Raw genomic sequence first — 13572 nt, 5'->3', positions numbered from 1 at the left:
GTATGCAACGTATGTTTAAGGTGATGTTGGTGTTAGTTTTTAGTCTTATTCTACTCGTTGGTTGTTCTGGTGGTGAGGGAGCTAGTAAGAAGGATTCTGGTGATACGCAGGCTTCAGATGGAACCAAGGATCAAGCAAAAGATAAAGGAAAGTCCAAAGGATCAGGCGAACAACAAGAAAAAGAAGATGGGTTGTCCGCTAAAGAAGATCCGGACGATGAGGATGACGGAGAATTACCGTCTGGTGATGTCAAAGATCAGCTTGGATTGAAAATTGGCGAGACAGGACTTATTGAGAGCGCAGTAGGCAAAAATGAAATAACACTAAACTCGGCAAAGTATGCAAATAAGGTTGGGGACGAGGAGCCATTTGAAGATGTTTTTCTCATTTTAGATGTGACTGTGAAAAATGTTGGAGATAAGAATTTTGATGCGAGTGAGGTTCAGGGATCAAAGGTCTTTACTGAAGAGAAAATTGCTTACGATAATCAGGCTGATTTAGTCAAGGGTATAAAAGCGCTTAAGGGTGATTTAGCCCCTGGTAAATCGGCTAGTGGCGAATTGCTATTTGATATTGAGAAAACAGGGAATTATAGACTCGTATTCGGGGAAGGTTTAGGCACCGTCATGAACAAAGTAGAATTCGAATTTGACGGTAGCGAAGTAAAGTAAACAGATCCTTGCTGTAGGAAGTTGCTTAAGGGGGATTACGAGTGAAGAGATATATTTTAGAGATGATATTCGTACTCACCCTCTTCCTTTTCTTCATCGTCGGATGTTCTTCCGGCGGTGAAGAAGCGGGTGGGGGTAAGGTGCAGGGAGACAAACCGTCTGCTGAAACAACAAAAGATAACAAAACGGTTGACGGATCGGAGGGTGCTCAGGATGAAAGTGATGGTACGGCTGACGAGGATGGGGATGCTGACGAAACTTCTGGTGACCTACCGTCTGGTGATGTTAAAAGTCAGTCCGGGTTAAAGATGGGGGAGACTGCCTTAATCGAGAGCACCGCGGGAAAATATGAAGTAACGCTTAATTCCGCGAAATATGCCGATGAAGTAGGGGGTAGGGAATCGATAGAAGAGGTCTATTTGATTGTTGACGTGACAGTGAAGAATGTGGGTAAGAAAATTCTTGAAGCAAGTGCTGTTCAAGGATCAAATATAGAAGTAGATGGGTCATATTTTGATAACGTAGCAGATGTAGTAGGCGGTGTGAAGTTATTAAAAGGGAAGTTATCGCCCTATGAATCGACAGATGGCGAGCTCCTATTCGAAATTAGAAAAGGGAAGACCTATAAGCTTGTATTTGGTCAAGGTTTAGGAGTTGTCATGAACAAGGTCGAATGGGAGTTTGACGCAAGTGAAGTAAAGTAAGGAATCAAAAGCTACTAGTAAAGGGGGATAGATCATGATCATCACCGACAGCGTGAGCCGTCTACGCACATTCCGCCGCGAATCCGATGGCAGTATGACACTCGAAGCAGCTATGCTTTTACCTGTTTTTCTCCTGTTCGTCATGTTACTCATCACGATGATTCGCTTGGCCATTGCAGAAGTTGCCCTCAACCACGCTGCTTCAGACACAGCGGGGCTCATTGCAACCCACGCTTACCCTGCAAGCGTCGTATGGGGGAAAGCGAACAAAACTATCGATGATAAAATTAAGGAGGGCACAGCCGGCGTATTAAATCTTGATCACGTAAAGAAACTGTTGGATAAAGTCATTCAACTATTCGGCAAAGGATCCGCACAAGAAATTTTTACTAACCAGTCTAAAGCACTACTAACATCGATCATGCAGGACAAATTTGCTGAGTACGCTAACGACGACTTTTTTAAGAAAGATAAAGTAAAAGTGACCGACCTTACCGTTCCAAATTTAAACGGCTCACAGCCCTACCTCAAACTAACAGTTGAATACAAGCTAAAAATTAATGCGCCGTTCATCAATAAGGAACTTAAGCTCCGCAAGCAAGTGAGCGAGCGGTTGTGGATCGGTAAGTAAGGGGGGAATGTAGCACGTGCAATTACACGATTATTTACTCATCGCTTACTTGATTGTCGCCTTTGTCTGGGATGTGAAGTGGTATAAAATCCCTAACTGGCTCACGATGGGGGCGGTAGCTACCGGGCTCGTTTACCACCTAATCGTAGGCGGCATCGACGGCCTCATTTTTTCCGGCCTCGGTATGCTCGCTGGCGGTGGTCTGCTGTTACTTTTGTACTTCTTTAAAGCTGTCGCGGGCGGTGATGTAAAACTGTTTGCTGGCATTGGCGCGCTCGTCGGCGTGGAACACGCACTTTACGACATGATGTATGCGATCGTTTACGCTGGAATCATCGGTATTGTTTTGTTGCTATTTTCGCGTAAAATCATGCTCCGCGTGGTGAACGCGTTTATGCAGGTGTTCATGAAATGGCTCGCACGCGATTTTAAGGCGTTAGAATTTAGCGTCGGGAAAACGACGCGCTTTCCGTTCATGTATGCGGTGTTACCTGGTGTCGCCACGACATATTGGTTTACTTTGTAACTTTGGGGGACTTGTTTATGCAAACGTCTGTGTACAACTTACATTGCAGTTTCATTCAACAAAACGGGCATTACATGGTCGTGTCAAAAGACGAGGCGCAAGGGTTTAGTAACGATGACTTAGTACCGATTCAAGTCAAGATGATCCAGTCGAACGACATTCCGCGCCTGTTGCCGTTGAAAGTAGAGGACATCGACTTTAACATCCGTTTTCACTACAACATTGCTGGTAAGCGGCCGTTATCTCGCTATTTGCAAGAAAAAAGGCTCTCCACATACGAATATTATGCGCTCCTATTGCATCTTGTGGTGACACTCGAAGAAAGTACCATGTACATGCTGAGTGACCAGCAGTACGTGTTACTGGAGGACTTTATATACATTGGCAAAGATGTCAATGAACTGTTCGTCACGTACTTACCGCTGCAAACGCTCGAAAACAAAGCGCCAATGTACGACGAGCTAAAAGCGTTGCTGTTACGATTGGCGCACGGTGTCGAAGGCATGCCGAGTAGAGCACACCAAGAAATCGCCACCTATACGAACGACTCTAGTTTCAGCTTAAGCGGACTTAAAGCGTTACTTTTGCAGTTGCAAACAAATAGCGCAACGGGGGGACAAGCATCGCGAGAGGCGGCTCCGGCTGCAGAACCTGCCGTCACTGCCGCACAAAACGTACGCGACGATGCCAGCGACCGTTCGGGTAAGAAGAAAAAACGTAGAAAGAAAGATAAACAGAAAGATAAAGCGTCAGGCAAGGAAAAAGCGGTGAAGAAGGGAAAAGGAAGCGACGACCCGACAGGTGCGGTGGCTTCCTCGTTCGGGCGTAGGGAAAAGTTACTTTTACTCGTATCGGCCGTACTTGCGATCGCGCTTGTTTTTATAGCAACCGATCAGCCGGCTGAAGAAGACTTCTTGTTACTTGCCGTCGTCGCTGTGCTCGTCATTGCCATTAACGGCTACGTCATTTTTAAAATTTGGCAAAAAGGCGGCGGAGGAGACGTTGTGGCAGCAGCGGGTGCTGACGGGCCGGAAGTACCATTGACTTCGTTAGAGGAAGAAGCTGTCGCCTCTGTAGAGCAGCAGAGATCCACGGAGGCGCTTGGACAGGAGACCGCGCAGTCGCTGGCAAGAGATGTTGTTCCTGCTACGCCGGTAGGCCGGCAACCTCATGCGGCACAACAACCGACCGTCGGTGTGGGGCAGCAAGGCACAACGCACGTACCGCAACCGCATACGGGGACACTGGGGACTCCAGAACTAGAAACTCCGCAACGAGCGCAGCCATTGTCGCAGTCAACGTCCCAGCCAATGTCGTATCAACCTACGTCACCACAGTCGACACCGACTTCCAGCCCTGCTGAACGGTTTCAAGCAGAGAAGCAAGCAGCGGAGCGACAGGGCGGTGTGACATCGACAGGAGACCGCGTCGTAGCGGACGAGGGATTCGAGGGTTCCGAGGGATCTGAGGGATCTGTGCAAGCAGAAGTGGCGGCCACGGCTGAAGCGCAGACAGAGCTTCCTGTGGAAAAGACAGCACCTGCTTCTGGTTCAGTGAGTGCCTCCGATGGACAAGGATCGTCTCATAGTGATTTGGCGGACGCCGCGGCGATGAGAACGATTCACGCTAATTCTGCGAACGCTTCGGCGGAAGGAACGCCTTCACCCGTTCATTTGGCGAATCAATCCGCGGAAAAGCCGGCTTCCCGCGATGTTGCATCGAAAGCGTCGGCCGTATCCTCAGTCCCTGCAGATGTACCCACAGACCCTGCAGACGCCACCCGGAAGCAACAAATTGATGTGCCAGTAGATGTGTCGGCGGCAGGTGAGCGTGACAGTATGCCCGAACGTAAGGCCAAGCGTATGCCCAAACAAGGCGAAGCGACCGCAGGACAGGGCGAAGCGACCGCTGGACAAGACGATCCGACCGTCATTCTCGGCGATGAAGAGGACGACGCGGGTGACGCTTACGCATTGCCGCACAGTGTACCTTTTCTCGAAGTGAAACGTGGGGAAGACGTGGAGCGCGTCGCGATCGATCGCGATCATTTTACAGTCGGGCGCCATCCGCAAAAGTGCCAGTACGTCGAGGATTCGATCGGTGTCTCTCGTCAGCACCTCGAGTTTATTCGCATAGGCGATTTGTACGGGGTGAAAGACGTCGGATCAAAAAACGGAAGTAAGTTAAACGACGAGCAAATGGTGCCGTACAAAATATATGCGCTGAAAACAGGCGATTCGATCAAGATTGGCCGCGTGGTGTATACGTTCCAGATCGAATAGTGAGGTACGGTAGCGGGACGACACCGATCGCGTGGGATAGTAGGCAGCTGGCGATCGGTGTCGTTATGTTTAACCGTTGTTTTTAGTCGTCATTTGTAACAGTAATTTATGTAGTAAGTGGTGAAAAAACATGAGCGGGACGAACTTTGCGCATTGGCAGATCGGGTTGGCGACAGATGCGGGTGCTGTAAGAAAAGTGAATGAAGACGCAGTGTTTGTGCGGGCGATGGCCGATCCGGCGGGAGACGAAGTGGCGATTGCTGTCGTAGCGGACGGTATGGGGGGCTACGAAGGGGGCGACTTAGCGAGTCAGACAGCTGTCGCCATGATCGAAATGTGGTGGTACGAACGCCTGCCAAAGCTATTAAAGCAACAGCAATTTATTAAAAAAATTGCGGTCGAACTAAACACGTGCGTGTACAACATTAATGAACGTCTACTAGAGATCGGACAGAAGATGCGCCAGAAACTGGGAACGACCTTATCGGCCTTGTTGCTTTATAAAGGCGAGTACGTCATTTTTCACATCGGCGACAGTCGCATTTACCGAAGTAGCGGCCGAAGTCATTCGTTTCAATCATACGTGCGTCGCCTTTCCCAAGAAAGCATTGCTGCCGCCGAGCCTGTCTTTCTCGAGGAGACGGAAATTCTGACAAGCGACGGCTACATCACCCAATTGACCGAAGATCATTCGTGGGTACAAGCGCAAGTGAGGTTGGGGCAAATGACGAAGGAAGAAGCCCGGGTACACACCAAGCGCAACGTGCTGGTACAGTGTCTCGGACTGGAACAAGGGGTGGTTCCGTATCAGACGCGGGGCATTTACCAACCGCATGACATTTTTTTACTGTGCACAGACGGCTATTACTCGGTATATTCGGATGAGGAGATTCGCTTCATGCTGGAAGCGTTAGAGGAGCGCTATACGCGCTTCCAAAGCGTCTGCGACAAACTGACGCGTTACGCCCGCTGGAGTGGATCGACCGACAACATTACCGTCGCTTTGCTACGCCACATTTACGCGGGTCAATCGCATGCGTTATCTATCCAAAACAAACAGTAGTGAACAATTATTTGCCGTCGATAGCGAAAAAAGTGTAGGAGCTGAAAGTAGTTGGATACTTACGATGTCCACTTACAGCGAGGCGATGTCCTAAAAGACCGGTACCGGGTATTGTCCGTACTCGGTGTGGGGGGGATGGCGACCGTTTACTTGGCTGAGGACCGCCGTTTGCCACAAACGTACTGGGCGTTAAAAGAAGCGCGCACGGCTACCCCAGGGGCGAAGCGCCTCGTCGTAGAAGCGCAGTGTTTGAGTACGTTGGATCATCCCCAGCTCCCCCTCATTGCAGATTTCTTTGCCGCTCCGGATGGGGAGTATTCGTATCTCGTGCAGGAGTATATTGCCGGAGAAACACTTTTGGCACGGTTTCGTGCAGCAGACAAGCAGTTACCCGATGAGGAGGTCATTGCGTATGCGCTGCAACTGTGCGATGTGCTGCACTACTTACACACGCGCAAACCTGAGCCAATCGTCTACCGCGATTTAAAACCGGGTAATGTCATCGTCGACAGAGGGGGCAAAGCCCGCTTGATCGATTTTGGAACAGCACGCACGTTTCACGCGAACAAAAGTCACGATACGGTCCAGCTGGGGACGAACGGATTTGCCGCGCCGGAACAGTTTGAAAAAGTGCAAACTGATTCAAGGGCTGATCTTTTTTCCCTCGGCGCGATGCTCTACTATTTATTGAGTGGCGGGAAGTATGTGTATGCGGGGAACCAGCCGTTAGCCGCTTTGCGCCGCGATTTACCGCAGGCGCTCCTGCAATGCGTACACCAGCTCATCCAACAGCAGCCCGCCGAGCGGATCCAAAGTGCTACAGAAGTGAAGCAGCAGTTGCAACACGTGTTCGCACACCTAACGAGGTAAGGCAGCTTTAGACCACCGCGACATCGTTGCACATTTCTTTGCCTCTCATGGCTGTGGCACTTCTCTCGTACTTTATACGCGTATGGATTGCCTTAAGGCGAACAGTTATAATAAGATGGAAACGGACGGACAAGCAAATACGCCGTTCGTCGTAACAACGTGACCCGCCGCCGCTGCACGTAAACGAAGGGCGGCGAGTGCCGGGACGAGAGTGAAAGGGAGAAACGATGATACATCTTACGGTAGAGAGTGCTTCCGTCGACGACACGCACCGACAAGCGGAGCGCTTGGCCGCAATCGTCCAGCCCGGAGACGTCCTCGCGCTAACAGGGCATCTCGGGGCGGGAAAAACGACATTTACACAAGGGTTTGCGACAGCTCTCGGAGTGACGGAACAAGTGAATAGCCCGACGTTTACACTCATTAAAGAATACGAAGGGCGGCTGCCTTTCTATCATATGGACCTTTATCGTCTGTCAGCGGAAGAAGAAGCATTGGAATTAGGGATTGAGGAATATTTTTGCGGGGACGGGGTGTCGGTCGTCGAGTGGCCCGAGCGGTTAGGGGATTACTTGCCGGACGACGCCTTACATATTCATTTCGCGGTCAAAGTGGACGGCCTACGGCGCATCGACATCAAGGCACCCGACGGCCGTTGGAGCGAACGGTTGAAGGAGTTGTCCCTAACGTGAATTGGTTAGTGATCGACACGTGCACGTCCGTGTTGGGCGTCGCCGTCATGAGCGCCGACACTCTCTTGGGAGAGCGGACGACCGCGCAGCGGCGGCACCATACGGAACGGCTGTTGCCGGCGATTGACCGTCTGCTGCAAGAAACTGAGCGTACGATGTCGCAGATCGACGGCATTGCCGTCACACGAGGACCGGGCTCCTATACCGGCGTACGCATCGGGGTGACGACGGCCAAAACACTCGCATGGTCGCTCGACGTTCCGCTCATCGGCATTTCTAGTTTAGCCGCACTCGCCGCGAATGGGCGCTCGTTTAACGGATACGTCGTTCCGATGTGGGATGCGCGCCGCGAGCGCGTGTATACGGGTTGTTATCAGTTTGCGTACACGGCCATGTCTGAAGGGCAACAGATGCACCTCTCGCCGACGTGCCACTTGGCGGAACGCGTGACGCCGCTCGACGCGTGGATCGACGAGTTAGCTCGCCGTACAGACGGGCCGTGCCTCTTTTTAGGCGACGGAGCCAAAGCGTACCGCGCATCGATCGCGGCTCAATTAGGCGAGCGAGCCTTCTTTGCGAGCGCGCTTGACGATACGGTTCGCCCAGCGGCGGTCGGCCTGTTGGCGATCGAAAAATGGCGGGTAAACGGTAGCGACGACGTACACCGCTTCGCTCCAAACTATTTGCAAGCAACGGAGGCCGAGCGGAATTGGAACCGACAGAACCGCGCCAGCAAAAACTGAACGACTGCACACGTAGCGAGTTTTCCGTAGGAGACTTTGCCTTCCGGCCGCTGGAGGCGCGAGACATACCCGCACTAGCAGAAATTGAAAGGCTATCGTTTACGACACCGTGGTCTGAGGACGCTTTTCACTACGAACTGGAGCAAAACCAGTTTGCCCAATATACGGTCGCAACGTGTGGCGAGTGCGTCGTCGGTTATTGTGGGATGTGGGTCATCTTTGACGAAGCACACATTACGAACATCGCGATCCATCCCGCTTTTCGCGGTCACAAACTTGGGGAAAAACTCATGTGTTACGTCATGGTGCTCGCGAAAGCGAAAGGGGCAGATAAAATGACGTTAGAAGTGCGGCCTTCGAATACCGTTGCTCTAAAGTTGTACCGGAAGTTAGGGTTTCAACACGAGGGGACGCGGCCAAATTATTACGCGGACGACCGTGAAGATGCATGGATTATGTGGGTGACATTAGATGACGAACATTTTGGGGATTGAGACGAGTTGTGACGAGACGGCGGTTGCCGTCGTGCAAGGTGGACGGAAGCTACTCAGCAATGTCGTGTCATCACAAATCGACATTCACCGGAAATTTGGTGGCGTCGTACCGGAAGTGGCCTCCCGCCATCATGTCGAAGCGATCACAGTGTTGTTAGAAGAGGCGCTAGCGCAGGCGGAGCTTACGCTGGCGCAGATCGACGCGGTGGCGGTCACCCAAGGTCCCGGTCTTGTCGGGGCCTTACTGATCGGAGTGAATACTGCGAAGGCTCTTGCCTTTGCGCGTCAGTTACCACTCATTCCCGTACACCATATTGCCGGCCACATTTACGCTAACCAGCTCGTAGGCGAGATGCAATTCCCGCTCGTCGCCCTCGTCGTCTCGGGGGGACATACGGAGCTCATTTATATGGAGGATCACTACTCGTTTACGCGTCTCGGGCAAACGCGGGACGACGCGGCCGGGGAAGCGTACGACAAAGTGGCGCGGCTGTTAGACCTGCCGTATCCGGGAGGACCGCAAGTGGACGAGCTCGCGCATAAAGGAACGGCTACGTACACGTTTCCACGGGCGTGGTTGGAGCCGGAGTCGCTCGATTTTAGTTTTAGCGGCTTGAAGACTGCTGTCATGCAGACCGTTGCCCGCTGGGAAAAAGAGCATGGACTAGGAGCAGAGGCGCGGACCGGGTTGCCGAAGGAACGAAACGAACAGCATGAACGACACAAACGGAACGATGTACCGCACGAACGAATGACGGCACAAAAAAACGGCCATCCCGAGGGCGGAAGCGCCAAGCAACGGTTTGCCGCCGATGTCGCCGCCAGTTTTCAGGAAGCCGTCTCAGAGGTGCTCATAGAAAAGACGTTTCGCGCCGTCCGCGCGACAGGCGTCAAGCAGTTGCTAGTCGCAGGGGGTGTCTCTGCCAATCGCGGCTTGCGCGAACAGTTAACAGCGCGCGCGAAGGCTAGTGCCGTAACACTGCACATCCCGCCTCTTGCGTTATGCACCGACAATGCGGCGATGATCGCTGCCGCCGGCTACTACGCGTGGAAAAAGAAAGGAATCACCGCGAGTTGGGATTTAAACGCTGACCCGGGGCTCTCTCTCGTTTAGAGCCTCGGGTTTTTTGTACTCTAAAAAATTATATATCTCAATTCGCTACAGGCCAAATTTATCCCTGTTTTTTTATTTTGCGAACAAAATAACGAACATATCGTTGTGGGTAATCTGTCAACAGTTGAAAGTGGATGTTGTGGATATTGTGGAAAACAACGAAGAAACAACTGGGGCGTACAAAGCTGTTATCCACAGCATATCCCTCCGAAATACTCAAAAATCTGTGGATAATGTGGATAAAACAGTGGATAACTTGCTATGTGAACCATTTAGCATGTGTATAAACGAATGACGATAAAAACAGGAGAGTTGGGCAATCTAAAGGCACCCAGTTTTTGAGAGAGGCGATTTTTGTTGAACCGTAGATTCTTGTCGGATCGTAGATTCTCATTGGACCGTATACGATGCTGTTTACGTTTCGTTAACAACTCGCTATGTTTATTTCGCGAGTATTTATCGTCAGTAAGCAGCCTGCTATCCCTTCGTAAATGTCCACACGTCGTTAACCGTCCAGTGAGTGCGCTCGCGGTTAAACGTTTACCTAGTTCGGTTAAACGTTTACTTAGTTCTGTTATACTCATCGGTGTTCTTATCCACAGTACGCTTCCCGTTAGTTATGCGCAGGTACATCGCAATGCGCCGCTTGAACGACACGTCGCGCGTGGATTTGCAAAGCAGCTTCGACAGCCCCGACAGTCCCCACAACAACGACAGCCCATTCAGCGCATGACGGTCGTCTCGATCCCGGCGCTTTCTTTCGATTATTTGCACGAGGCTGCTGATCCCTTCAGTACCGCATATCCGCTGTTTCGCCAACTACTCGCACAAGGCGCTGTAGGAGCGATGAACTTGCGTACGAAAGGGCCGGATACGTTAGCGAACAGCTATGCGACGTTAGCGGCGGGGCGCCGCGTCGCCGTGCCGCAGGCAGACGGTTTTTACCAAGTTGGCGAAACAGTTAAAGAACGCCAAGTCGCGCACATTGTGCAAGAGCGCCTCGGCATTAAACCTCGGCAAGGTGTCGTCTATCCGACAGTCATTCCGTTCGATGAGGCAAACCGTGTCGGCAATGAACGCGTGACTAGCGCGTTACTCGGTGAAAGGTTAAAAAAAGCGGACATTCACACCGCCGTTTGGGGAAATACAGATGTCGTACGGGGAAGCGGGGACAGCGGTCGCTTCGCGCCGTTTATGGCGATGGACCGGTACGGAAGAGTAGAAGAAGCGGTAATCGACGCGCCGATGTACACCGCGCAAGCGGGACGCCCGGGCGGGGTAAAGACGAATTACGGCTATTTGTTGCGGGAACTGCGCGCGTCAAAGGCGCAGTTTCGCATCGTCGAGTTGGGAGACTTATTTCGACTGCAAGAAGAGACGGCGCTCATGACGGACATACGCCGCGAAAAAATGGTGCGCAACATTATGCACGAGATGGATCGCTTTCTCGCCGGATTAGCGCAAACGATGGGGCAAGGTGACGTGTTGTGGTTGTTGTCCCCTGTCGTCGAAACGGGACGGGCGAGTCGGCAGGCGCAATTAGCGCCGACGATTTGGTATGAGCCCGGGCGCCCCCAAACGTCCGGCGGTGTTCTTACTTCGGGGACGACGCGGCGTACGGGGATCATCGCCAACATCGACGTGGCACCGACCGTTTTACAAGCATTTGGCGTCACGGTACCGCGGTTGATGGTCGGACGACCTGTAACCGTAAGTAACGGATTAACCGATAAGTTGTGGCCGACGCTGGAGCAAGTACTGACCGTCTACCGCTTGCGCCCGTTTGTCATATATACGTACGCTTTTTATCAAGTGGCGATGCTGCTCATCGCTTTATGGCTGTTGTTAAACAAGCAGTGGCGCCGTACAGAGGCACTACAAATCGCGCTACTGTGTATCGTGTTGACACCGGTCTTATTTTTAGTGCTCGCGACCGTGCCGGTAAAGTCGTCGTTACTTTTTTCTGCATTATTGATGGGCTTGGCGTTTACGAGTGCCGCCTTGCTGAAACGGTTGCCGACTGTGCCGTTGTTTTTCGTGTTAGGCATTGTCGGTTTCATGCCCGTGCTCGTCGATGGGTTGTGTGGCGGCAGTTTAATTCAGCAGTCGTTTCTCGGCTACGACCCGATTATCGGCGCACGTTATTACGGCATCGGCAATGAATATATGGGTGTCGTCCTCGGGTCGGTCATTTTAATGGTCGCGGCACTACTGGAATGGAAGCGCCCCGCCAACCGCTGGCATCGACTTATAGTCGCGGCGCTGTTTACGTTTTTAGTCTTCTACTTTTCTGCGCCGTTTTTAGGAACGAACGCGGGCGGTGCGTTAGCTGCCACGATCGGGTTTGGAGTGGCCTATGCGCGTTTTTATTACGAGAAGTGGCAGGCGCGGTTTTGGCTCTCCTTGGTCGGACTAGGTGTCGTGGGAGCCCTTTGTCTCCTCCTCATGAACGTGACGGTGGCTGCGGGATCACCGTCTCATGTCGGTCGGGCGTTTTCCTACTTATTGTCTGGCGACTTTGCCGAAATCGTCGATATTGCCTCGCGCAAATTAATGCTCAACATTCGCCTCATTAAAGGATCATTGTGGGGAAAAGTGTTTTTTGTGTCGTTTTTAGCGATGACGGTGATCATCATTCAACCGATGCGCGGGTTACAGTGGCTCCAACAGCGGTACCCGTATTTATTTCACGGGTTTACAGCCATCGTCGTCGCCGCCTTTAGCGCCCTCGTCCTTAACGATTCCGGCATCGTCTCGGCGGCGACGGCGATCGTCTACGTCGTCATTCCGCTACTCATCATCATTTGCCGCGATTGGCAAACCGGGACGCCCCGTGCATAACTGTAACTGTCTATAACCTGTCGATAACGTACTAACAAGTTGTGGGTAATCACTCGCAAACTGTGGATAAATAGCGTTATACTGTGGACAACGTATATACGAAAAACGCTAACCATAGGAGAACATTGCCTCTCATGCACGGTTTCAACAAGTTCAAATGACAAATTGTCGGTTGACAAAAATGAACGGGTAAGAAAAAAATAAGAAGGTACTGATCGGTATGTGCGAGGAGGGCATTTAGTTGTCTAAAAAAGAGTGGCGGAGGGATTATTTGGCGCGGCGCCGTCAATTGCCGACCGCGTTATACGAACAATATTCAGAGCAAATTTGCGAGCGGATGGCAGCGACTGCGTCATTTCAGGCGGCCAAGACGGTTCTTTTATATATGCCGATCCGACAAGAAGTCGACGTTCGCCCGTTGATCGAATGCGCCTGGCAGAATGGCCAAGTGGTGTATTTGCCCCATGCGAACAAAGAAACGAAACAAATCGAATGTTACCGGGTGAACGATCTTGCTGAATTGGTGCCGGGTGTGTACGGCATATTGGAACCGCCCGTGCAAGAAGAACGCCGCGGGGAAGGGGCTGACATCGACCTCGTCGTCGTACCGGGCATTGCCTTCGGGCGGGACGGTTACCGCATCGGATACGGCGGTGGATACTATGACCGTTTTTTACCGACGTTAGCTGCTACCGCTCACGCGATCGGCGTCGCTTTTTCACTCCAAGTCGCCCCACAAGTGCCGCACAATGACTACGACCAAAAGTTGGACGGACTCGTTACAGAAAGGGAAACGCTGTCGTTTGCAAATTAAATAGTCGACAACTTGTCAAAAATGGTTAACTTGCCGACGGATGCCTACAGGTGTATCATATAGAAAAGATACGATATACAGATGTCGGGTGCATCTACTAATTGGGAGTTAAGATTGACGCATCATT

Annotated in this window: 13 protein-coding genes; all 13 read left to right on the top strand. The window is 51.7% G+C overall.

The genetic code is table 11. The features are described 5' to 3' along the window. Positions 1 to 2: 2 nt before the first annotated feature. The 13 genes from BN1247_RS13710 to BN1247_RS13650 all read left to right on the top strand — a co-directional run bounded on the left by BN1247_RS13710 (position 3) and on the right by BN1247_RS13650 (position 13445). Positions 3 to 671, top strand: a complete 669-nt coding sequence (locus BN1247_RS13710; RefSeq protein WP_054950895.1) for a DUF4352 domain-containing protein — start codon at positions 3 to 5, stop codon at positions 669 to 671. A gap of 41 nt (positions 672 to 712) precedes the next feature. Further along, positions 713 to 1375, top strand: a complete 663-nt coding sequence (locus tag BN1247_RS13705; protein WP_054950894.1) for a DUF4352 domain-containing protein — start codon at positions 713 to 715, stop codon at positions 1373 to 1375. A 34-nt stretch (positions 1376 to 1409) separates the two neighbouring features. Beyond that, a complete protein-coding gene (locus tag BN1247_RS13700) occupies positions 1410 to 2006 on the top strand; it encodes a TadE/TadG family type IV pilus assembly protein (protein ID WP_054950893.1) in 597 nt (198 codons plus the stop codon). Positions 2007 to 2022: 16 nt separating this feature from the next. After that, positions 2023 to 2532 carry an A24 family peptidase gene (locus tag BN1247_RS13695; RefSeq protein WP_054950892.1) on the top strand — a complete coding sequence of 170 codons (510 nt, stop codon included), beginning with the start codon at positions 2023 to 2025 and terminating at the stop codon, positions 2530 to 2532. A gap of 17 nt (positions 2533 to 2549) precedes the next feature. Then, positions 2550 to 4814: a DUF6382 domain-containing protein gene (locus BN1247_RS13690; RefSeq protein WP_054950891.1), complete on the top strand. Its 2265-nt coding sequence runs from the start codon at positions 2550 to 2552 to the stop codon at positions 4812 to 4814. Between the two features lie 130 nt (positions 4815 to 4944). Beyond that, positions 4945 to 5877: a PP2C family protein-serine/threonine phosphatase gene (locus BN1247_RS13685; RefSeq protein WP_054950890.1), complete on the top strand. Its 933-nt coding sequence runs from the start codon at positions 4945 to 4947 to the stop codon at positions 5875 to 5877. Between the two features lie 51 nt (positions 5878 to 5928). Beyond that, a complete protein-coding gene (locus BN1247_RS13680; protein WP_054950889.1) occupies positions 5929 to 6747 on the top strand; it encodes a serine/threonine protein kinase in 819 nt (272 codons plus the stop codon). A gap of 227 nt (positions 6748 to 6974) precedes the next feature. After that, the gene (tsaE, locus tag BN1247_RS13675; protein ID WP_054950888.1) at positions 6975 to 7439 is read left to right on the top strand and encodes a tRNA (adenosine(37)-N6)-threonylcarbamoyltransferase complex ATPase subunit type 1 TsaE; all 465 of its coding nucleotides are present in this window, start codon (positions 6975 to 6977) and stop codon (positions 7437 to 7439) included. Beyond that, complete coding sequence (gene tsaB, locus BN1247_RS13670; RefSeq protein WP_054950887.1) at positions 7436 to 8182, top strand: tRNA (adenosine(37)-N6)-threonylcarbamoyltransferase complex dimerization subunit type 1 TsaB; 747 nt, start codon at positions 7436 to 7438, stop codon at positions 8180 to 8182. Before tsaE ends, tsaB begins: the two co-directional genes overlap by 4 nt. Next, positions 8179 to 8676 (top strand): ribosomal protein S18-alanine N-acetyltransferase, encoded by a 498-nt coding sequence (rimI, locus tag BN1247_RS13665; RefSeq protein WP_054951658.1) that lies wholly within the window; start codon positions 8179 to 8181, stop codon positions 8674 to 8676. Before tsaB ends, rimI begins: the two co-directional genes overlap by 4 nt. Beyond that, the gene (tsaD, locus tag BN1247_RS17490) at positions 8654 to 9790 is read left to right on the top strand and encodes a tRNA (adenosine(37)-N6)-threonylcarbamoyltransferase complex transferase subunit TsaD (RefSeq protein ID WP_054950886.1); all 1137 of its coding nucleotides are present in this window, start codon (positions 8654 to 8656) and stop codon (positions 9788 to 9790) included. Before rimI ends, tsaD begins: the two co-directional genes overlap by 23 nt. Before the next feature lie 729 nt (positions 9791 to 10519). Beyond that, entirely contained in the window at positions 10520 to 12631 is a 2112-nt protein-coding gene (locus BN1247_RS13655; protein WP_054950885.1) for an alkaline phosphatase family protein, read from the top strand. Positions 12632 to 12872: 241 nt separating this feature from the next. Continuing rightward, positions 12873 to 13445, top strand: coding sequence for a 5-formyltetrahydrofolate cyclo-ligase (locus BN1247_RS13650; RefSeq protein WP_054950884.1), 573 nt, complete (start codon positions 12873 to 12875; stop codon positions 13443 to 13445). The last annotated feature ends 127 nt before the right edge of the window (positions 13446 to 13572 follow it).

The organism is Numidum massiliense (assembly GCF_001375555.1).
Lineage (GTDB): Bacteria > Bacillota > Bacilli > Thermoactinomycetales > Novibacillaceae > Numidum > Numidum massiliense.
The sequence above is the reverse complement of the archived record's forward strand: the minus strand, read 5'-3'. Positions and strand labels throughout refer to the sequence as shown.

Bases quoted from the DNA above. Each gene is read 5' to 3' on its own strand.
- BN1247_RS13710 (WP_054950895.1), top strand. From the start codon at position 3: ATGCAACGTATGTTTAAGGTGATGTTGGTGTTAGTTTTTAGTCTTATT.
- BN1247_RS13700 (WP_054950893.1), top strand. From the start codon at position 1,410: ATGATCATCACCGACAGCGTGAGCCGTCTACGCACATTCCGCCGCGAA.
- BN1247_RS13690 (WP_054950891.1), top strand. From the start codon at position 2,550: ATGCAAACGTCTGTGTACAACTTACATTGCAGTTTCATTCAACAAAAC.
- BN1247_RS13685 (WP_054950890.1), top strand. From the start codon at position 4,945: ATGAGCGGGACGAACTTTGCGCATTGGCAGATCGGGTTGGCGACAGAT.
- tsaE (WP_054950888.1), top strand. From the start codon at position 6,975: ATGATACATCTTACGGTAGAGAGTGCTTCCGTCGACGACACGCACCGA.
- tsaD (WP_054950886.1), top strand. From the start codon at position 8,654: ATGACGAACATTTTGGGGATTGAGACGAGTTGTGACGAGACGGCGGTT.
- BN1247_RS13655 (WP_054950885.1), top strand. From the start codon at position 10,520: ATGACGGTCGTCTCGATCCCGGCGCTTTCTTTCGATTATTTGCACGAG.